This is a genomic window from Bifidobacterium eulemuris (assembly GCF_014898155.1).
Taxonomy (GTDB): domain Bacteria; phylum Actinomycetota; class Actinomycetes; order Actinomycetales; family Bifidobacteriaceae; genus Bifidobacterium; species Bifidobacterium eulemuris.
The window spans coordinates 1,008,231-1,028,812 of the sequence record NZ_CP062938.1 but is presented as its reverse complement, the minus strand read 5'-3'; the positions used below and the strand labels follow the sequence as shown (position 1 = coordinate 1,028,812).

Genomic DNA, 20,582 nt, shown 5'->3' with positions numbered 1-20,582 from the left:
GAAGATTTGTTTGACTCTGCGACGGTGGTTTATGCGCATGTATTGTCCATCATGATGCTATTATGATAACGCAAACATTTTGAACAGGTGATGGGGCCATCGCATGATCGGTTCCCATATGCCGCCCGCATCCAACGAGGTTGTGCGGGAGACATCACGCAAAGGACAGCTATGGCAGAACGCACACGATTCCAATGGCCTCAGCCGCTTGAAGGGCAGCAGCCCCGCATCTGGTACGGCGGCGACTACAACCCCGACCAGTGGCCGGAGGAGGTCTGGGACGAGGACATCGAGCTGATGCGTCGGGCCGGGGTCAATTTCGTCTCCGTCGGCATTTTCTCGTGGGCCAAACTCGAACCGGAAGAAGGCGTCTACGACTTCGACTGGCTCGACCGTGTGATCGACAAGCTCGGCAAGGCGGGCGTCGCCGTCGACCTCGCCTCGGGCACCGCCTCGCCGCCGATGTGGCTCACCCAGGCCCATCCGGAGGTGCTGTGGGTCAACGACCGCGGCGAAGTCTGCCAGCCGGGTGCGCGCCAGCATTACCGCCCCACCAGCCCGGTGTACCGCGAGTACGCGCTGCGCCTATGCCGCGCCATGGCCGAACATTACAAGGACAATCCTTATGTGGTGGCCTGGCATATCAACAACGAATACGGCTGCCACAACCGGTTCGACTACTCCGAGGACGCCGAGCGCGCCTTCCGTGAGTGGTGCGAGAAGCGCTACGGCACCATCGACGCGGTGAACGACGCCTGGGGCACCGCGTTCTGGGCGCAGCGCATGAACGATTTCTCCGAAATCATCCCGCCGCGCTACATCGGCGACGGCAACTTCATGAACCCCGGCAAACTGCTCGATTGGAAGCGTTTCAGCTCCGACGCGCTGCTCGACCTGTACCGCGCCGAACGTGACGCGGTGCAGGAAATCGCACCCCGCCCGCAGACCACGAACTTCATGGTCTCCGCGGGCGGCACCGGCCTTGACTACGACAAGTGGGGCTACGACGTCGACTTCGTCTCCAACGACCACTACTTCTCTCCCGGCGAGGCGCATCTCGACGAGCTGGCGTACTCCGCCTCCCTATGCGACGGCATCGCCCGCAAGCAGCCGTGGTTCCTGATGGAGCACTCCACCTCCGCGGTGAACTGGCGGCCGATCAACTACCGTTGCGAACCCGGCGAGCTGGTGCGCGACTCTCTGGCGCATCTGGCCATGGGCGCGGACGCGATCTGCTACTTCCAGTGGCGGCAGTCCAAGGCGGGCGCGGAGAAGTGGCATTCCTCGATGGTGCCGCACGCCGGTGCCGACTCGCAGGTGTTCCGCGACGTGTGCGAATTGGGCGCCGACCTGAACCTGCTTGCCGACCAGGGTCTGCTTGGCACCGCATTGGTCAAATCCAAGGTCGCGCTGGTGTTCGACTACGAATCGCAGTGGGGCACCGAACACACCGCCACCCCCAGCCAGCAGGTGCGTCACTGGACCGAGCCGCTCGACTGGTTCCGCGCGCTGGCCGACAACGGCCTGACCGCCGACGTGGTGCCGGTGCGGGGCGATTGGGACCAGTATGAGGCCGTGGTGCTGCCCAGCCTGTACATCCTCTCCGAGGGGACCTCGCGTCGTGTGCGCGACTATGTGGCCAACGGCGGCAAGCTGTTCGTGACCTATTACACCGGTTTGGCTGACGAGAAGGACCACATCTGGCTGGGCGGGTATCCCGGTTCCATCCGCGATGTGGTCGGCGTGCGCGTCGAGGAGTTCGTGCCGTTGGGCACGGACCAGCCGGGCGCGATGGCAAGCCTGAGGCTGAGCAATGGCACCGAAGCGCATGATTTCGCCGATGTGATCGCGTCTGTGGACGGGTCGACGCGTGTGCTCGCCACCTTCCAGGCCGATTCGTGGACCGGTATGAACGGCGCTCCCGCGATCACCGTCAACGCGTGCGGCGACGGCAAGGCCGTGTACGTCGGTGCCCGCCTGGGCCGTGAGGGCCTGGCCAAAACCCTGCCGACGCTGCTGGAAGAGCTGGGCATCGCCGCCGACGGTCCCGACTGCGGCAAGGTGTTGCGCGTGGAGCGAGCGGACGAAAGCGGCGAGCGTCGCTTCGTCTTCCTGTTCAACCGCACCCACGAGACGGTGAAGGTCGATGTCGAAGGCGAGCCGATGGTCGCCTCTCTGGCGCAAGTCGACGAAGCCTCCGGCACCGCCGAGATCTCACCCAACGGCGTGCTGGTGCTCAAGCGCTGACGCGTCGCCTTCCTCCACGGATCCCCGCGCAAACCGACGCAGGATGATGTCCCACACGGGCAGCTCCCGCGTCGGTTTGCGCGGGCGTATGCTCCGAAGCTCGTGATTTCGTGCGACGCCGAGGTGGAATACGCCGAAACGTAGAGCGTATGCTCGGGTTGTACCGCGATGAAACCGCGAGTCGATCCGAACGAGGTCCAATATCGCCATATCATCACGCCGTCATCAGGGAGGATCGGCATGACCTGCGAACACATCACATCCACGAATCGGCACGCCGCCGCGAACATCAGCGACCTCATCGGCGGCGACGACCGTGCGTGGGCCGAGGCGCAACTGCCCAAACTCGCTGCGAAATTCGCCGCCGAACGCGACCGCGTCGGCGACAGAATCCCCTATATCGCGCAGGATGGGCTATACCGCGAATTCGAGGACGAGACCTTCATTCGATGGTGGACGAACGGCTTTTGGCCGGGGATCCTCTGGCAGATGCGCCACGCCACCGGCGACGAGGCGTACACCGCGCCGGCGCGAGGCGTGGAGGCCAAGCTCGACCGCGTGTTCGACGACAACGACACCGACCACGACGCCGGCTTCATATGGCTGCTCTCGGCCGTGGCCGACTGGCGCGCCACCGGCGACGAGCGGTCCCGCACCCGCGGCCTGCATGCCGCCGGCCTCTTGGCCGGCCGCTTCAACCCGGTCGGTCGCTTCCTGCGCGCGTGGAACGAGCGGGGGCGCGAGGGGTGGGCCATCATCGACTCGATGATGAACATCCCGCTACTGTTCTGGGCCACGCGCGAGACCGACGACCCCCGCTACGCGCAGGTGGCGACCATGCACGCGGACACCCTGTTGGAGCATGTGGTGCGCCCCGACGGCTCCTGCAGCCACATCGTGTGCTTCGACCCGCTGACCGGCGAGTTCGAAGACAACCCCGGCGGCCAGGGCTACGAGTCCGGATCGGCTTGGACGCGCGGGCAGGCGTGGGCGATCTACGGATTCGCGCTCGCCGCCCGCAACAGCGGCGAGGGCCGGTATCTGGACGCCGCCAAGCGTGTGGCGCACTATTTCTGCGCCAATGTGGCGCTGAGCGGCGACCTGACGCCCATCGACTTCCGCCAGCCCGCCGAACCGGAGTATCGGGACGCGTTGGCGGCGGTGATCGCCGCCTGCGGTTTGATGGAGGTCGCCGAGCAGGTGCCGGAGTTGGAGAGCGCGCTGTACGCGCGCTGGGCCGTGCGCATCCTCAAGGCCGTGGAAGCCGAATGGTGTGACTGGGATCCCGCGCATGACGGCTTGGTGCGGTGCTGCTCCGGCTCGTACCACAGCGAACCGGACCGCGAGGTGCCCATGGTGTATGGCGACTACTATTACGTCGAAGCCGTGCTGCGCCTGGCCGGCAAAGCCATGCGCCTGTGGGACGCCGACTAGCCTCCCGTCCGACTGTTCCCCTTGTTATCCCGAGCGGAGTCGAGGGATCTCACGTGCTGTTGAGATTCCTCGACTCCGCTTCGCTTCGCTCGGAATGACATGCGCGGTTCTTGCTTTTGGGAATGTGTGATTCACGTCGTTGATGTCGCCTTGTGTGCTGAAGTTCGGGATATCGTGTGAAATCCGGATGTCAAAGTTCTGCATTTCGTGCGAAAAACGTCTACTGAAGTTCTGCATTTCGTGTATCCTTAGAGGTGTAAAGTTCTGCATTTCGTGTTGGTGGTGAGGTGGGGCATGCTGGAACGTAAGGCGTATCAACGGTTGGTGGAGTGGAAAAACACCAGTCATGGCAAAACAGCTCTGATGGTGGAGGGGGCGCGTCGTGTGGGCAAGAGCACGTTGGTCGCCCAATTCGGCAAACAGGAATACCGTTCGTGCCTATTCATCGATTTCTTCCAGGCCACCGAGGAGGTGCGTCAGTATTTCCGCGACTATCGCACGGATTTGGACACGCTGTTCCTTTACCTGTCGACATACTATGGCGTCGAATTGTATGAGCGGGACACGTTGGTGGTGTTCGACGAAGTGCAGATGTTCCCCGAAGCGCGTGGGTTGATCAAATATCTGGTTGCGGATGGTCGTTTCGATTACATCGAAACCGGCTCGCTGCTATCCATCAGGCAGAACGTCCAAGATATCGTCATTCCTTCGGAAGAGGAGTCCATGGATCTGAATCCGATGGACTTTGAGGAATTCCTGTGGGCGATGGGGCAACGACAGCTCGCAGACCTTATTCGTCGCCAGTTCGCGGCGTCGCAACCGCTGCCTGACGGATTGCATCGACGTGCGATGGGGCTGCTGCGAGAATACATGCTGGTCGGAGGCATGCCGGATCCCGTGAGCATCTACGTCGAACAGCGGAAGTTCGCCCCTGTGGATGCCAGCAAACGGCGCATTCTCGAGCTCTACCGCAACGATGTGGCAAGGTTCGCGCGTGGATATGAATTCAAAGTCGCCTCCGTGCTCGACGGGATTCCGGGGCAACTCTCCAAGCATGAGAAGCGGTTCTCGTTAAGCTCGTTGGGCAAAAGCGCTCGCATGCGTGATTACGAGGAATCCTTCTTCTGGTTGGCCGATGCCCGTATCGCCAACCTCTGTTTCGCCTGCGCCGATCCCTCTGTGGGGCTGTCGCTCAGTATGGAACAGACATCGCTCAAATGCTATATGGCGGACACCGGACTGTTGGTGTCCTTGGCGTTCGCCGACGGCGCGACAACCGACGAAAATGTGTATCGTGCCGTGCTTCGCGGTGACATCGGGCTGAATGAGGGCATGCTCACGGAGAACATTGTGGCTCAGATGCTGCGGGCCAACGGGCACAAGTTGTTCTTCTACACCCAATCGGGGCAAAAGGGGAACGAGGAACGCATGGAAATCGACTTCCTAATCATCCGTCCGTATGCCGACGCCGCGATGAAACCGCGCGTCAGTCCGGTTGAGGTCAAATCCCCGCGCCAGTACGGCACCACGTCATTGGATCGATTCGGTGCGAAATTCGGCAAACGCGTCGGCGTGCAATATGTGGTCCACCCCAAGCAGATGGACGTCAAAGACGGGCGCGTGTATCTGCCGCTGTATATGGCCTTCTGTCTGTAGGTAGCGGCTTTTGGCTGATGAGATGCGTCTCACTGTTGCGAAATCAGCTTCGTGAAATCCGGTCTGCTGGGCGATTTCGACTTTCGCTGTGGAATGTCTTTTGTTGAACTTTTATATCAAGGTCCAGAAAAGTGTGGGATGGATGGAGTTCAAGGCTCATAAAAGTGTGCGATTCGTCCTCATCAAGGCTCATAAAAATGTAAAAAACAGTGGGTCCAAGGCTCATAAAGTGTGTGCCGAAGGTAATCGAGGCGTTCGGATGCCGTATGTGCGGGTTGAGGCGAAACGGATCGGAGGGCAGAGGCCGGCCCGGGGCACCGGGTAGACTCGAGGGCATGCGCATTATCGGACGGAGACTCAAACGACTGGCCACGACGCTCGCCGCCGTCACGCTCGCCGTCTGCCTTGCGGGCTGCGGGGCCGCGTCCGCGGTCGACAACCGCACCGTGATCAACGTGTGGTCGTGGGAGCCGAGCATGGCGGCCGTGGTCGAACAGTTCGAAGCGGCGAATCCCGACATCCGCGTGGAACTCACCGACATCAGCGGCTACGACAACCTCAACACGGCCATCCAGGACGGCTACGGCACCCCCGACGTGGTGCAGCTCGAATACTTCGCCCTGCAGCAGTACGCGGTCTCCGGCCAGCTGCTCGACATCACCGACCGTGTGACCTCCGGATACTCCGAGTTCTTCACCCCGGGCACCTGGTCGTCCGTGCAGCTCGCCGACCGCGTGTACGGACTGCCGATGGACTCCGGCCCCATGGCGTTCTTCTACAACAAAGACGTGTTCGACCAGGCCGGCGTGGACGCCGAGCAGATCAAAACCTGGGATGACTACTATGAGGCCGCCAAAAAACTCAAAGCGATCGGCGTATACATCGCCGCCGACGCAGGCGACGCCAGCTTCTACGACGCGATGGTCTGGTTGGCGGGCGGCCAGCCCTTCCATACCTCCACGGACGGCAAAACCGTGACCATTGATCTGGAGAACGATCCGGGCGTGCAGGCGTTCACCGAATTCTGGCAGAAAATGATCGACGAGGACCTGATCGACACGCGCTCGCAGACCTGGTCCGACGACTGGCAGGAAGGCATCGGCGACGGCACCATCGCCTCCGTGTTCTCCGGCGCGTGGATGCCCTCGCTGCTGCTCGCCGACGTGCCCGGCACCGCGGGCCTATGGCGTGTGACCCAAATGCCCACACCGGACGGCCAACCCGCCAATGCCGAGAACGGCGGTTCCGCGCTGGCCGTGCTGCAGCTGACCCGCAAACCCGATGCGGCGTTCCGTTTCGTGGAATTCGTCACCCACAGCACCGAAGGCATCTCCACGCGCGTGGACGGCGGCGCCTTCCCCGCGGACAACGCCACCCTGAACAGCCGTGACTTTTTGAGCAGAACCACCATCCGCGATTCGCGCGGCGTCGACGTGGCCTACTTCGGCGGACAACGGTTCAACGAGGTGCTGGCGCAGGCGGCGGAGAACGTCTCCACCGACTACCAGTATCTGCCGTTCGAGGTGTACGCGCGCAGCGACTTCAGATCCACCGTGGGGCGGGCCTACCGCTGGTCGAGCTCCTATCACGCGTATCAGGCGCGCGAAAACGCCATCGAGCAGGGCCGGACGGACAGTCATGGCGATCCGCTGGAATCGTTGGAGCACCCGGGTGAGAAGATCAGCCTCGCCGACGGCATCGCCCTTTGGCAGAAGGACTTGGAGGAATACGGCTTCAATCAGGGCTTCACCATCCAGTGACTATAAGGCGGATTCGTCTTGCCTGATTTGTCGATACTCACGGTACGGGCGTTCGGGAGACGGGGCAATTCGATTGATGCGGCGGGCTGACTCGAGTTGGGGCGGTCGAACTGGCTTCACATCCCAAAAACGTTGAAATTACTGATGAATCTCAATGCTATTTGCAGATTATGGTGGTTTTTACTTATTAATTATGGTGATTTCTATTTATCAATTATGGTATTGTCTACTTACAGATTATGGGCACAATGGCTGGATGGGCGATGATACCTCGAATATTGGCTGATTGCGCGAAACAGCTTTCTGAATGGTTCCCTGTGGTTTCGGTCACAGGCCCCAGACAGAGCGGAAAATCCACGCTGGTCAGAAGCGTGTTCAAGGATTACGAATACCTCAATCTCGAGGATCCCCAGTTGCGCACCGCCGCCTTGGAAGATCCAGTGGGGTTCATCCGGAATCGTTCTGGAAAGCTCATCCTCGATGAGGTCCAGCATGTTCCCGATTTGTTTTCGATGATTCAAGTGGTGTCCGATGAACGTGGTGCGGTAGGGCAATATGTGCTGTCTGGCTCGCAGAATTTCCTGCTGCTCAACAGCATCACCCAATCGCTCGCCGGGCGTGTGGGACTGTTGAAGTTGTTGCCGTTGTCGTATGAGGAGGCTCTGCGGGATTCGCCGTCGCTTTCCTCCGACGACTTTATGCTGCGTGGCGGCTATCCGCGGTTGTACGACACGGGAATGCCATATGACGTGTTCTTCGGCAACTACATCAACACCTACATCGAGCGTGATGTCGGAGAGTATCTGGACGTGCGTAATCTTACGGCTTTTCGCCGTTTTCTTGGTTTGTGCGCGTTGAATGCCGGCAATCTTGTCAATTACTCGAAATTGGCGAATGAACTTGAGGTCGCTGCGGCGACCATTCGTTCATGGACGTCTGTTTTGGAATCTAGCTACATCACTTTCTCTTTGATGCCGTATGCGGCCAATATCCGTAAAAGGCTGACCAAGACCCCCAAATTGTATTTCTATGACACCGGATTGCTCTGCCATCTGCTGGGATATGATGCTCTTGAGGATTTGTTGGTGTCCCCGCATCTGGGCATGGTGTTCGAGAATCTGATCATTGCCGAAACCATGAAGCGGTATTTCAACCAGGGCCGGGAACCTCGACTCATGTTCTATCGAGACGACAGCAAAGTCGAAGTGGATCTTCTCGACTATACGGATATGCGTCACCCGCGGATGGTCGAAATCAAGTCTGGTCAGACCTACCATGACCGTTTCGCGAAAAGCCTTGGTACTGTGGTCGCGCAACTCGGCATCCCGGAAGACGAACGGTATGTGGTGGCACGTGTCGCCGACAGTTTCCAGTCGAAGGGTGTTCACGTGGTGAGCGCCGCCGATTGGCTGACACGATGATCGACGGCGGTGAAGCGCAAGCTAGGCGTTGCGGTCGTGGATGTGCTTCATGCCCTTGAAGATCAGGTCGGGATCGTACACGTCGATCATATCCGTATCGTTGTTGAACATACGCCCCAGGCCGCCGGTGGCGATCACCTGGAACGGTTCGTCAATCTCCTCGCGGAACTGGGCGATGATGCGTTCGATGCCGCCAAGCGTGCTGTAATACAGGCCGGCCTGCATGCAGTCGCGCGTGTTGGTGCCGAGGATGGAGGACGGACGGGTGATCTCCACTTCGGGAAGCTGCGCGGTCTGCCCCCACAGCGCGGCGGCGGCGGATCGCACGCCGGTGGTGATGACGCCGCTGGTGATCGTGCCCTTGCCGTCCACGTAGATTAGTGTGGTCGCGGTGCCGAAATCCGCCACCAGGGCGGGGCCGCCGTAGGTGAAGTACGCGCCGGCGCATCCCGCCAGAATGTCCGCGCCCAGCGACTTGGGATCGTCGACGCGCACGTTGATGCCGGTTTTGACGCCGGGGCCGACGATCATCGGTTCGATTTCGAGGAATTTGACGATGCTCGCGCGGAAGGAGTACATCACCTTGGGTACCACCGAGCAGATGATCACATCGTCCACATCGTGTGGAGCGTAGCCGCTCATCGCGAGGAATTCCGTAAGCATCAGACCGTACTCGTCCGACGTGTGGTCGGCTTTGGTGGTGATGCGGTAGGTGCCGACGATCTCATCGCGATCCAGGAATCCGAGCACGATGTTGGTGTTGCCGATATCGACTGCGACGAGCATGATTTGCCTCCCTTGTTGGATGCGATTATACGGGAGGGTTCGCACGGAACGCCGTGAGATCTGCGGCCGTGCGACTTTCCCGAACATGTTGCGAACAATCGCACATCGCCCGATTTGGCGAAATCACGGCGATTTCATCGAAAACGTGTTCGTTTGAGACCCACGAAAGGGTCGCACGGGCGGGAACGGGCATGCCGTCCGTGCGCTGCCTATGGTGAGCGTTATACTCATCCCTTGGTGGACGACCCGATCCGGGCGGCCAACCATGATACGAAACGCACATAATTGCATAAGGGAGATCCATGTCTCACGATCATGGTGCGTACGGCGACGCCGACGCAACCGAAGAGCAGAAGACAACCCCGGCCGCCGGGGCCAGCACCGACGCGACCCTGGAAGGGCGCGCGAAATCACCGAACCAGCACCACGGGCCCAAAGCGTGGGTGTGGGCGCTGGTCGCCGCCATCGCCGTCGTGGCGATCGTCATCGGCGCAACCGTATTCGGCAGGAAATCCGACGATGGGGCGTCCGGCTCCGGGCAGACCGCGGACACCGTGACCATCGGGCTGAAACTCGCCCCCACCAATCTCGACATCCGCAACCAGTCCGGCTCCGCGCTCGACCAGCTGCTCATCGGCAACGTGTACGAAGGGCTGGTGGGCCGCGACTCGGACAACCAGGTCGTGCCCGCCATCGCGAAAAGCTGGAAAGTCTCCGACGACGGCCTGACCTACACCTTCGCCCTGAACGAGAACATGAGCTTCTCCAACGGCGACGCGCTCACAGCCGAGGATGTGGCCTGGTCGATCAACGAGCTCATCGACCAGCAGTACCATGACGCCGACGCGCTCGACGGCGTGACCTCCGTGACCGCCGACGGCGAGAACACCGTGGTCATCACGCTGGAGGCACCGAATTCGAACCTGCTGTGGACCCTCACCGGGCGCCCCGGCCTTGTGTTCGACAAGGATGCCGACTATGACGCCAAAACCGAAGCGGTCGGCTCCGGCCCGTACACGGTGTCGAAATTCGTGGCCAACGATTCCGTCACGCTGACGGCCAACGAGAACTATTGGGGCGAGCACACGGCCAAAACCCCGACCGTGGTCGTCAAATACTACAACGACGACAACGCGGCCGTGAACGCGCTCAAATCCGGCGACGTGCAGGTGCTCGCGCCGATCACCGAGAACCTGGCCGAGCCCTTCGCCTCCGATTCCGAGCACTACACCGTGCAGGCCGGCGACGGCACCGACAAGTACGTGCTCGCCTTCAATTCGAAAGGCGAGAAGACCTCCGACCAGCGCGTGCGTCAGGCCATCCGCTACGCCATCGACCACGACGAGCTCATCGCCTCGCGCGGCGGCGCCGACACGGCGCTCGGCGGGCCGATCCCCAGCCTCGACCCCGGTTACGAGGACCTGACCGACCTGTACCCGCATGATGTGGACAAAGCCAAGGAGCTGCTCGCCGAAGCCGGATACTCCACCGATCATCCGCTGGAGCTCACCCTCACCTACGCGAACACCTACGGCACCGAACTGGGCGACCAGCTGCGCTCGCAGCTCAAAGAGGTCGGCATCGAACTGACGGTGAACGTGGTGGAATTCTCCACCTGGCTGCAGGACGTGTACACCAACCACGACTACGACCTGTCGCTGGTGGACCACAACGAAAGCCACGACTTCTACCAGTGGGCCGACCCGGACTACTACTACGGCTACGACAACGCCGAAGTGCAGCGCTTGTACGCCGAGGGCGTGGCCGCCACCTCGGACGAGGAGCGTGACGCCAAATTCGCTCAGGCCGCGGCGCTCGTCTCCCAGGACGCGCCCGCCGACTGGCTGTTCAACTACCGCATCACCACCGCCATGGTCAACGGCGTGGAGGGATTCCCGTTCAATATGAACCAGACCTTGCTGCCCCTGTACGACGTGACCTACACCGAATAGCGGTGGTGGGGATCCTTCGACTCCGGGCCGTGCCCTCCGCTCAGGATGACGGAGATATGCACGGGCTGCTTCCATTCAGGATATGAGGAAGCGGCCGTTCATCACGCTGGATGGATGGGTGTCCTCCTCCTGCCATCCTGAGCGGAGCCCAAAGGGCGGAGTCGAAGGATCCCCGCGGATGGGATGCTTCGACTGCGTTACGCTCCGCTCAGCATGACGAGGGCGGGGCGATGGTTCGCCTGATATGACAAGAGAACGGTAATCACGTAAGGAGAAGCCGATATGAGGTTCGTTCTTCGCCGTCTGCTGCTGTTCGCGGCGGCCCTGTTCGGCATCTCCGTGTTGGTGTTCGCCGCGCTGCGCATCCTGCCGGGCGATGTAGCCTCCATTATGGCGGGCGTCAACTCCTCACCCGAACGAGTGGAGGCGCTGCGTGAGCAGCTCGGTCTGAACAAGCCGCTCGCCGCCCAATATCTCGACTGGGCGGGAGCGCTGCTGCACGGCGACTTCGGCACGTCGATCCTGACCGGCCGCTCGATCACCTCGTTGGTCGGCACGCGCGCCTCGATCACCTTTCCGCTGATCATCCTCGGACTGCTGGTGGCGTTGGCCATCGGACTGCCGCTCGGATGCGCGGCCGTGCTGGCGCGCTCGCCCCGCACGCGCTCGGCGTTGCGCGTCGTGGCCGTCATCGGCGGCGCGATTCCGGCCCTGTGGGGCGGACTTCTGCTTATCCTGCTGTTCTCGCGCGGCTCCGGACTGTTGGGGATCTTCCCCTCGCAGGGCTTCCCCCAGGAGGGGTGGGGTTCCCCCGGCGAGGCGATCTGGTCGCTGATCCTGCCTGCCCTGTCGGTGGGCGTCATCGTGGGGGCGAGCATCATGCGCTACACGCGTTCCACCTTGGAATCGTTGGCCTCATCCGGCTACGTCGATATGGCCCGCGCCTGCGGCATGACCCGCACCCAGGCGGTGCTGCGCGTCGGGCTGCGGCTCGCGACCCCGCAGCTCGTGTCGGTGGTCGGACTGACGTTCGCCTCCATGATCACCGGCGTGATGGTGATCGAGAACCTGTTCGCGCTGCCCGGCATCGGCAGCGGACTGGTCACCGACGTGGGCAACCGCGATCTCATCGCCGTGCAAAGCGAACTGTTCCTGCTCGCCGCGTTCTTCCTGGGTGTCGGCCTGATCGTCGACTTGGCCCACCGTCTGCTCGACCCCCGCCTCAAATCCGCCGACGCTTCGGAGGTGAGTCAATGAACCGCAGCTCCTTATCATCCTCAACGCAGCGCCTGTCACCCTCGTCGCCCCAAACGGAGCGTTCGTCTCCGTCATCCTCCCAGACGCGGGGCGGGATCGGGGAAGTGACCGTCTCCCTTCTGCGTGCCGTCTGGCGCAAACCCGAAGGCCGGTTCTCACTGGTCGTCCTCGCGCTGTGGATTCTCGTCGCCCTCGTCTCCTTGTTCTGGACTCCGCAATCCCTATGGACGACCGACGGCTACAACGTGTGGGCAAAACCCTCCGCCGCTCACTGGCTCGGCACCGACGGCACCGGCGCGGACGTGTTCAGCTGGCTGATGGCCGGCTCGCGCACGAATCTGCTCATCGTCATCCTCACCGTCGCGTTCTCGGGCGTATTCGGACTGCTGATGGTCACGCTAATGGTGTCGCGCAATTCCGCGCTCGCCAACACCTCCGTGGTGGTGGTCGACGCGCTCATCTCCATTCCCACCGTGCTGATCGCGCTGATTCTGGCCGTGCCGCTGGGCGCGTCCATTACGGTGATCGTGGTGGCCTGCGGATTCGGATATGGTCTGAACCTCGCGCGCGTGGTGCGGCCCGCGGCGTTGCTGGCCGCGCGGTCGAGCTATGTAGAGTCCGCGCTGGCCAACGGCGCCTCCGGTATACGCGTGCTCACGACCCATATCGTTCCCAATATCCTCCCCGTGCTGCTGGTGCAGTTGTCGCTGTCCGCGGGCACGGCGGTGCTGGCCGAAAGCGGGCTGACCTACCTCGGCATAGGCGTGCCCTCGGGCGTGCCGAGCTGGGGGCATTCGCTGGCCACGTCGGTCAAATTCATCAATGTGTATCCGCTGACCGTGCTGTGGCCGGGCCTGATCGTCACGGTGGTGGTCATCGCCTTGAACGTGTTCGGCGACGCGCTGCGCGACGCGTTGGAGGAGCGGTACGTCACGGCCGCGCAGGAGGAGGCGGAATATGGGCGTTGAGATTCGCGGTTTGAATATCGCCATCCAGGGCGCGCCGATCGTGCGCGACGTGGATCTGCGCATCGGCGACGGCGAACGGGTCGGCCTGGTCGGATCGTCGGGGTCGGGCAAATCGATGATCTCCAAGGCGATGCTGGGGCTGCTGCCGCCGCGCGCGCAGGCGTCCGGCCTGATCCGGATGGGGGATGCGGTCGTATGCGAGGGGGATCGGTTCGCCGACGAGCGCGCGCTCGCGGACCTGCGTGGACGTTATGTGGGTACGGTGTTCCAGAATCCGGCCGCCTCCCTTAATCCGGTGATGACCGTCGCGCAGCAGGTGGAGCTGCCGCTCGCGTTGCATTACGACCTGAGCCGCGCCGAACGCCGGGACCGTGCGATGGCGATGCTCGCCAAAGTCGGGCTCGACGCCGATTCGGCGCGCAAATTCCCCCACGAGCTCTCCGGCGGCCAGCAGCAGCGCGTGGGGCTCGCCACCGCGCTGGTCACCTCGCCGCGTCTGATCATCGCCGACGAGCCGACCACCGCGCTGGACTCCATCACCCAGCGTCAGATCGTCGACCTGCTGGTGTCGTTGGTCGACGACGCGGGTGCGTCCATGCTGTTCATCACCCATGATTTCTCGGTGTTGGCGCGCGCCACCACACGCTGCTATGTGCTCGACGAGGGGCGCGTCGCGGAATCCGGCGCGACCGCCGACCTGTTGGCCTCGCCGCACACCGACGAGGCGCGGCGGCTGGTCGACGCGGCGCGACGGCTCACATTATCCGGGAATCCGCGGCTGGGCCAGCCCGCGGCGGCGAGTGGGGAGGCCTGATGGACGGGAGCAAGGCGATACTGCAAGGGCGGGGATTGAGCAAATCCTTCGGTCGCGGTGACGCGCGCGAACAGGTGCTGTTCGACGTGGATATCGACGTGCGCGAGGGGGAGTGCCTCGCCATCATCGGAGGGTCGGGGTCCGGCAAATCCACATTGACGCGTATTCTGCTCGGCCTGGAGACCGCGGACGCGGGCGTGGTGCGCTATGACGGGCTTGCGGTCAATGCCTCCCAATCGGTGGCCGATGCCACGGTCGTGGGTGCGAATGTGGATTCCGGTGCAGCACGCGTCAAGCCGTCGTCGTTGTCGGCTATGCGCAAATTGCCAGGATTCCAAGCGTTGCGGCGGGAGTCCGGATTGGTGTTCCAGGATCCGTTTGGCTCGCTCGACCCGCATTGGAGCGTATGGCGTTCGGTGGCCGAACCGGTGATGCTGCGGCATAAGGACATGCCCCGCGAGGCGGTGTTGGAACGGGTGGATCAGGCGTTGCACACCGTGGGGCTTGATCCGGCGGTGTTCGCGCGGCGGCATCCGGCGAATCTCTCCGGCGGGCAGGCGCAGCGCGTCGCCATCGCCCGCGCCATCGTCAACGAGCCTCGTGTGATCCTCGCGGACGAGCCGATGAGCGCCATCGACGTGGCGGCCCGCGTCCAGATTCTCGAGGCATTCCGCGCGATCCGTCAGGCCAGGCCCGGCACCGCGCTGATTGTGGTGTCTCATGATCTGGGTGTGGTGCAGCATCTGGCCGACCGCATCGTCGTGCTGCATGACGGTCGTGTCGAAGAGGTCGGCGAAACCGACGCCATGCTTGCCGATTCGCGGAACGCGTACACGCGCCAGCTGATTGACGCAGCCTCGATGCGTTGGTGATAAGGGTATCTGCGTTACCGGTAGTGTTTCTGCGGCATTGCAAACATCGATCTGCGTTACCGGTAGTGCCAGTTCGCCGTTATCTCGCCTATGGGCCTTGAAATGACGCCAAACATAGTGAGGTTCGCCGCGTTTGCACACTACCGGTAACGCAGATCGATGTTTGCAACACCGATTATCCACTACCGGTAACGCAGATACGATGTGAGCCGTCCGCTGCGTATGCGTGTTGTCCCTTGATTTGGTTGATGTTCCCAAGTCCTTTGCGCTTGTGCGCGTATTGGTACGTTGACAGCCGCGTATTTGAGTTATATGGTTAGCTACATAAGTAATTAACCAAAGAACTTGCCGGGGAGGTGGTCGTGCGATTCGACGACACCAGCGGCGAACCGCTGTTCAAACAGGTGGCGAACCAGCTTAACGAGGCCATCGTCGCCGGAACCTACCGGGAGGGCGAACAGGTGCCCAGCACCACCGAGATCTCCGCCGCCTATCGCATCAATCCGGCCACCGTTCTCAAAGGCATGAACCTGTTGGTCGACCAAGGATTGTTGGAGAAACGGCGGGGATTGGGAATGTTCGTCGCCACCGGAGCCAGGGAAAAAGCCCGGACGGCCATGCGTGAGGAGTTCCTTACGAAACGCGTCACCCAGCTGGTGGCCGAGGCCAAGCGGCTCGGCATCGGGCCGGGTGAGCTGTCCGAACTGATCGAGAAGGGATACCGTCAATCATGAAAGAGGGCGCAGCATGAGCCTCGTCATCACCAATCTGAGCAAAACATTCGACGGCGTGCCGGCGCTCGACCGCGTGAGCCTGGTGCTCAACGACGGCGTGATCTACGGGCTGTTCGGCCGCAACGGCGCGGGCAAATCCACGCTGATGGCCGCCATCGCCAACCGGATCGTGCCCAGCGGCGGCAGCATCACCCTGGATGGCGCCAACGCGCTGGACAACGAGCGTGCGCAGGAGCGCATCTATCTGGTCAATGAGACGTTGCCGTTCCTCATGGCCCATTCGCTCAACGGCTTCTTCCGTGACGAGGAGCGGTTCTACGGTGGGTTCGACTGGGCTCTGGCCGCGCGCATGCTCGCCGCGTTCGACATCGACCCCGTCGCGAAATACGGTAGCCTTTCGCTTGGGTCGCGCATGATCGCGCGTCTGATCGCCGCGCTGTGCGTGCCCGTCGACGTGCTGCTGCTCGACGAGCCGGTGCTCGGCCTCGACGCGGTCAACCGCGAGCTGTTCTACCGGTTCCTGCTGGAGGCGTACGCCGAACGTCCGCGCACCATCGTCATCTCCACGCATATCATCGACGAGATCGCGCATGTCATCGAACATGCGATCATTCTTGAAGAAGGTCAAGTGTTCGACGATTTCGCCGTGGACCGTGTGGCGAGGCGCGCCGCCGAACTCACCGGCCCCGCCGATGTGGTGGAGGAGTACGCGGCCGGCAGGTGGATGCCGGTGATGCAACGGCATTCTCTGGGGGCGATGGTCGAACTGACGGTCAGGGGTGAGGTGGACGCCGCCGACCTGCCGGAGGGGGTTACGGCACGTCCGCTCGGATTGCAGGAGTATTGCGTCCGCCTCACCTCCTCCTATGCCCAGGCGTCCGCTGAATGGAGCCGTCGTGATGGAATCGAGGTCTGATATGGTGCGTAAAACTCGGATGTTCAGTCGTCAATGGCGCGCGACCTTGCGCAAACATGGCCTGTTCGCGCTGGTGTTCGCCGCGGGCCTGCTGGCGGTGGTCGCCTTCGACGCGGTCGCATGGTGGCATCGGCTGTCTTGGGACGAAACCTGGAGTACCGACGTGTTGGAGACGCAAGTCCGGATCGCCTTGCTCCTGGCGTCCGCGGCATGGGCGGTGTTGGGCGTCGACCCGCTGCTCTGCCATGGCGTGTCCCGACGGACGATCGTTTGGGAGCAAAGCGTTGTGAACGCCGCGTCGGCGTTGTGCGCCACGGTCGTGGTCTATGTGCCGTGGGCGGTCACGCGCGCGTTGCGCACGCCCTTGCGGTTGACTTTGGGTTCCGAGCGGTTCCTCTACACGTATTCGCTGGCCATCGTGGAATCCCCGACTTCGGATGGTGGATTTCAAGGTGTCTCCGGTGAGGAGATGGTCGCGGGCGCGATTCCGCCGACCGGTCTGCCTGACGAATATGTGCCTCGTGTGCTGCCGCTCGGCATGCTGTTCGTGTTCCTCGCGGTGTTCGTTCTGATGCTGGGCGTCGCGATGGCGGGACAGCTGGCCGGCGTCGTATTGGCGAAGGCCAAATCCCACGGCATCGTGTGGTTCGCGGTGGTCGTGTCCGCGATCGTCGCGGTCGCAGGGGGATTCCGGGAATCCCTCATTCCGTCGGGTCGGCCGCAGTGGCTGTGGGACGCTCTCAAAGGCGGCGTCGGACTGTCGCCGGACGGCGACGCCTCGGTGTATGTGGACAAGCCGGTCGTATGGATTCCGTTGGGCCTGTCCGTGGTGTTCGCTGCACTGGTCGTATGGGTCACGTGGATGCTCACCAAACGGCGTGAGGTCATGCCGGTTCCGAAAGGCGCGGTCGTCTGAGACGGTCCGGCATGTCCATTATGCGGAAAGGGGCGGCGCGCCGACGCCGCCTCTTGTGCTATGGTCATGAACCATGCAGTTCTTCTCATGTTGTTGTCGCTGACCGACGCCCCTAGGCGAGCGGTTGACGACGCATAACTTGAGATAGAACCTTCTTCGCGGCGATCAGGCCGCGGTCCTCGTTTTCCCTCTCTTCTCGGAAAATTCGACGCATTGCTTCGCGAGGAACATCATCAACGAATACGCGTGAGTTCGTGGCATATGCGCGAACGCGAACGCGGATACCGCAACGGTTCTTCTCAACGGTTCAACTGCCGAGCACTGTTCACCTGGAGACGTCGGTCACACACCGGAACACCAGTCACCATCCCGAACAGTCAGCCCAGCAGAAGGAACCCCCAGCCATGACCATCGCCGACTCCACCGCCGACCTGATCGGCAATACCCCGCTCGTCAAGCTTCGCCACCTGCCCCAAGCGGCCGGCGTCAAAGCCACCATCGCCGTCAAACTCGAATACATGAACCCGGGCGGATCCTCGAAGGACCGCATCGCCGAACGCATCATCGACGCGGCCGAACGCTCCGGGCAACTCAAGCCCGGCGGCGTGATCGTCGAACCCACCTCGGGCAACACCGGCGTGGGGCTGGCCATGGTGGCCCAGCAGCGCGGCTACCGCGCGATCTTCGTCGTGCAGGACAAAGTCAGCGAATCCAAACGCGCCGTGCTGCGCGCCTACGGGGCCGAGGTCGTCGTGGCCCCCACCGACGTGGAACCGGATGATCCGCGCTCCTACTACCGCGTTTCCGACCGTCTCGCCGCCGCCATCCCCGGCGCGTTCAAACCCAACCAGTACGACAATCCCAACGGTCCCGCCAGCCACTACGCCACCACCGGTCCGGAGATCTGGCAGGCCAGCGAAGGCAGGATCACGCATTTCGTGGCCGGCATCGGCACCGGCGGCACCATCTCCGGCACCGGCCGCTACCTCAAGGAGGCGTCGGACGGCGCGGTGAAGGTGATCGGCGCCGATCCGGAAGGCTCCATCTACTCCAACCCCGACGATGTGCACCAGTACAAAATCGAAGGCGTGGGCGAGGATTTCTACCCCAAGGCCTTCGACCGCACCATCACCGACAGCATCGTGCAGATCGGCGACGCCGAGGCCTTCGAGACGACCCGGCGTCTCGCCGCCGAGGAGGGACTGCTGGTCGGCGGATCGTCCGGCATGGCCGTGGCCGCCGCCATCAAGTACGCACGCGACAACGACCTCGACGAGAGCCAGACCGTCGTGGTGCTCGCGCCCGACTCCGGCCGCAGCTACCTCGATAAGATCTTCAACGACGAATGGATGCGCGCCAACGGCTTCGCCGACGTGGTGGAACGCACCGCCCGCCCCTCGCTCGCCGAACGGTACCTGTGAATTCCGGACGACCATCCGCCCGCCATACCAGTCGACCCGACAGCAACCAGCAACTGATACATCTTCGAAAGGAAACCCGAACCATGACCACCGCAACCTTCGACTTCGCCGATTCCGCCGCCTTCGCCACCGCCACGCGCGCCATTCACGCCGGTCAGGAGCCCGATCCGGCCACCGGTGCCGTGGTGACGCCGATCTATATGACCTCCACCTACAAGCAGGATGGGGTCGGCGCGCCGCGCAACGGATACGACTACAGCCGTTCCGTGAATCCGACCCGCGACTCCTTCGACGCGCAGCTCGCCGCCGTGGAGGGCGCGCGCTACGCGTTGAGCTTCTCGTCCGGACTGGCCGCCATCGACGTGTTGCTGCGCTCCACATTGCGCCCCGGCGACAACATCCTGCTCGGCAACGACGTGTACGGAGGCACCTACCGTCTGCTCGCCAAAGTGTTCGTGCCGTGGGGGATCGGCCTCGACGTGGTGGACGTGACCGACACGGCCGCGGTGACCGCCGCGATGGAGGTCAAGGAGTACCGCTACCTGTGGGTGGAGACGCCGAGCAATCCTCTGCTCAATATCACCGACATCGCCGCGGTCTCCGCCGTCGCGCACGAGTATGGCGTCAAGGTCGCGGTCGACAACACCTTCGCCTCGCCCGCCCTGCAGCATCCGCTTGAGGACGGCGCCGACGTGGTGGTGTATTCGACCACCAAATACATCGGCGGCCACTCCGACGTGGTCGGCGGCGCGGTGGCGCTCAACGACGAGGAGACGCGCGATAGGATCGCCTTCCTGCAGAACGCCGCCGGCGCGGTGCCCTCGCCCTTCGACTCCTGGCTCGACATCCGCGGACTCAAAACCCTCGACCTGCGCGTGCGGCGGCATAGCGAGAACGCGTTGACGATCGCGCGATGGCTGGAGGGACGGCCTGAGATCGAACGCGTCTGGTATCCAGGCTTGGAATCGCATCCGGGGCATGAGGTCGCCGCACGTCAGATGCACGGCGGATTCGGCGGCATGATTTCCGTGCAGGTCAAAGGCGGACTTGAGTCGGCGAAACGCTTCGCCGAAGCCACAGGGATCTTCACGCTGGCCGAATCATTGGGAGGCGTGGAAAGCCTGATCGAGCATCCGGGCGCCATGACCCACGCCTCGGTGTCCGGCACCACGCTCGAGGTGCCGGAGAATCTGGTGCGCCTGTCCGTCGGCATCGAAGGCGTCGACGACCTCATCGCCGATCTGGAGCAGGCGTTGCGCGTGTTGTGAGGCGCGCATATGAATGCCGCCCGCCGACAGGGAATCGGCGGGCGGCATATGCGGTTGCGGAGGGTGGCTTCGCGGTCGCCGGTCGGGGCGGCGCGGCCGTGCCCTCGTGAGGCACTGTGATTCCGCTGTGCGTGGGGGAGCGCGGTGACGGAATCACGGT

General features: G+C 62.8%; 16 protein-coding genes. 15 read left to right on the top strand and 1 reads right to left on the bottom strand.

All coding sequences use genetic code 11. The features are described 5' to 3' along the window. The first annotated feature begins 171 nt into the window (after positions 1-171). The 5 genes from BE0216_RS04680 to BE0216_RS04660 all read left to right on the top strand — a co-directional run bounded on the left by BE0216_RS04680 (position 172) and on the right by BE0216_RS04660 (position 8,518). Entirely contained in the window at positions 172-2,247 is a 2,076-nt protein-coding gene (locus BE0216_RS04680; protein ID WP_094636709.1) for a beta-galactosidase, read from the top strand. A gap of 240 nt (positions 2,248-2,487) precedes the next feature. Next, positions 2,488-3,681, top strand: coding sequence for a glycoside hydrolase family 88 protein (locus tag BE0216_RS04675; RefSeq protein WP_094636710.1), 1,194 nt, complete (start codon positions 2,488-2,490; stop codon positions 3,679-3,681). A gap of 294 nt (positions 3,682-3,975) precedes the next feature. After that, positions 3,976-5,337 (top strand): ATP-binding protein, encoded by a 1,362-nt coding sequence (locus BE0216_RS04670; protein ID WP_094636711.1) that lies wholly within the window; start codon positions 3,976-3,978, stop codon positions 5,335-5,337. 335 nt (positions 5,338-5,672) lie between these two features. Beyond that, positions 5,673-7,097 carry an ABC transporter substrate-binding protein gene (locus BE0216_RS04665; RefSeq protein WP_094636712.1) on the top strand — a complete coding sequence of 475 codons (1,425 nt, stop codon included), beginning with the start codon at positions 5,673-5,675 and terminating at the stop codon, positions 7,095-7,097. A 248-nt stretch (positions 7,098-7,345) separates the two neighbouring features. Next, on the top strand, positions 7,346-8,518 hold the full coding sequence (locus BE0216_RS04660; protein WP_094636928.1) for an ATP-binding protein: 1,173 nt from the start codon (positions 7,346-7,348) through the stop codon (positions 8,516-8,518). 21 nt (positions 8,519-8,539) lie between these two features. On the opposite strand, the gene BE0216_RS04655 is transcribed toward BE0216_RS04660, so the two are convergent. Continuing rightward, positions 8,540-9,304 (bottom strand): type III pantothenate kinase, encoded by a 765-nt coding sequence (locus BE0216_RS04655; protein WP_094636713.1) that lies wholly within the window; start codon positions 9,302-9,304, stop codon positions 8,540-8,542. Between the two features lie 302 nt (positions 9,305-9,606). Between BE0216_RS04655 and BE0216_RS04650 the strand changes: the two genes are divergently transcribed. The 10 genes from BE0216_RS04650 to BE0216_RS04605 all read left to right on the top strand — a co-directional run bounded on the left by BE0216_RS04650 (position 9,607) and on the right by BE0216_RS04605 (position 20,422). Beyond that, positions 9,607-11,256, top strand: a complete 1,650-nt coding sequence (locus BE0216_RS04650) for an ABC transporter substrate-binding protein (protein WP_094636714.1) — start codon at positions 9,607-9,609, stop codon at positions 11,254-11,256. 282 nt (positions 11,257-11,538) lie between these two features. Next, positions 11,539-12,513 (top strand): ABC transporter permease, encoded by a 975-nt coding sequence (locus BE0216_RS04645; protein ID WP_094636715.1) that lies wholly within the window; start codon positions 11,539-11,541, stop codon positions 12,511-12,513. A gap of 104 nt (positions 12,514-12,617) precedes the next feature. Further along, positions 12,618-13,481, top strand: a complete 864-nt coding sequence (locus tag BE0216_RS04640; protein WP_404801808.1) for an ABC transporter permease — start codon at positions 12,618-12,620, stop codon at positions 13,479-13,481. Next, the gene (locus tag BE0216_RS04635; protein WP_094636717.1) at positions 13,471-14,295 is read left to right on the top strand and encodes an ATP-binding cassette domain-containing protein; all 825 of its coding nucleotides are present in this window, start codon (positions 13,471-13,473) and stop codon (positions 14,293-14,295) included. The genes BE0216_RS04640 and BE0216_RS04635 overlap by 11 nt, the downstream gene beginning before the upstream one ends. Further along, a complete protein-coding gene (locus BE0216_RS04630; RefSeq protein ID WP_404801823.1) occupies positions 14,292-15,167 on the top strand; it encodes an ABC transporter ATP-binding protein in 876 nt (291 codons plus the stop codon). Before BE0216_RS04635 ends, BE0216_RS04630 begins: the two co-directional genes overlap by 4 nt. A 362-nt stretch (positions 15,168-15,529) precedes the next feature. Continuing rightward, positions 15,530-15,901: a GntR family transcriptional regulator gene (locus BE0216_RS04625; RefSeq protein ID WP_094636929.1), complete on the top strand. Its 372-nt coding sequence runs from the start codon at positions 15,530-15,532 to the stop codon at positions 15,899-15,901. Positions 15,902-15,914: 13 nt separating this feature from the next. Next, positions 15,915-16,817, top strand: a complete 903-nt coding sequence (locus BE0216_RS04620; RefSeq protein WP_094636719.1) for an ATP-binding cassette domain-containing protein — start codon at positions 15,915-15,917, stop codon at positions 16,815-16,817. 1 nt (position 16,818) lies between these two features. After that, positions 16,819-17,733, top strand: coding sequence for a hypothetical protein (locus BE0216_RS04615; RefSeq protein WP_143249288.1), 915 nt, complete (start codon positions 16,819-16,821; stop codon positions 17,731-17,733). A gap of 404 nt (positions 17,734-18,137) precedes the next feature. Beyond that, positions 18,138-19,154, top strand: coding sequence for a pyridoxal-phosphate dependent enzyme (locus BE0216_RS04610; RefSeq protein ID WP_094636721.1), 1,017 nt, complete (start codon positions 18,138-18,140; stop codon positions 19,152-19,154). Positions 19,155-19,237: 83 nt separating this feature from the next. Then, positions 19,238-20,422, top strand: a complete 1,185-nt coding sequence (locus tag BE0216_RS04605; RefSeq protein WP_094636722.1) for a cystathionine gamma-synthase — start codon at positions 19,238-19,240, stop codon at positions 20,420-20,422. Positions 20,423-20,582 lie beyond the last annotated feature (160 nt).

What these genes read in the sequence shown, in the direction of transcription:
- BE0216_RS04680 (WP_094636709.1), top strand. Translation starts at nt 172, where the DNA reads ATGGCAGAACGCACACGATTCCAATGGCCTCAGCCGCTTGAAGGGCAG.
- BE0216_RS04675 (WP_094636710.1), top strand. Translation starts at nt 2,488, where the DNA reads ATGACCTGCGAACACATCACATCCACGAATCGGCACGCCGCCGCGAAC.
- BE0216_RS04670 (WP_094636711.1), top strand. Translation starts at nt 3,976, where the DNA reads ATGCTGGAACGTAAGGCGTATCAACGGTTGGTGGAGTGGAAAAACACC.
- BE0216_RS04665 (WP_094636712.1), top strand. Translation starts at nt 5,673, where the DNA reads ATGCGCATTATCGGACGGAGACTCAAACGACTGGCCACGACGCTCGCC.
- BE0216_RS04660 (WP_094636928.1), top strand. Translation starts at nt 7,346, where the DNA reads ATGGCTGGATGGGCGATGATACCTCGAATATTGGCTGATTGCGCGAAA.
- BE0216_RS04655 (WP_094636713.1), bottom strand. Translation starts at nt 9,304, where the DNA reads ATGCTCGTCGCAGTCGATATCGGCAACACCAACATCGTGCTCGGATTC.
- BE0216_RS04650 (WP_094636714.1), top strand. Translation starts at nt 9,607, where the DNA reads ATGTCTCACGATCATGGTGCGTACGGCGACGCCGACGCAACCGAAGAG.
- BE0216_RS04645 (WP_094636715.1), top strand. Translation starts at nt 11,539, where the DNA reads ATGAGGTTCGTTCTTCGCCGTCTGCTGCTGTTCGCGGCGGCCCTGTTC.
- BE0216_RS04635 (WP_094636717.1), top strand. Translation starts at nt 13,471, where the DNA reads ATGGGCGTTGAGATTCGCGGTTTGAATATCGCCATCCAGGGCGCGCCG.
- BE0216_RS04620 (WP_094636719.1), top strand. Translation starts at nt 15,915, where the DNA reads ATGAGCCTCGTCATCACCAATCTGAGCAAAACATTCGACGGCGTGCCG.
- BE0216_RS04615 (WP_143249288.1), top strand. Translation starts at nt 16,819, where the DNA reads ATGGTGCGTAAAACTCGGATGTTCAGTCGTCAATGGCGCGCGACCTTG.
- BE0216_RS04610 (WP_094636721.1), top strand. Translation starts at nt 18,138, where the DNA reads ATGACCATCGCCGACTCCACCGCCGACCTGATCGGCAATACCCCGCTC.
- BE0216_RS04605 (WP_094636722.1), top strand. Translation starts at nt 19,238, where the DNA reads ATGACCACCGCAACCTTCGACTTCGCCGATTCCGCCGCCTTCGCCACC.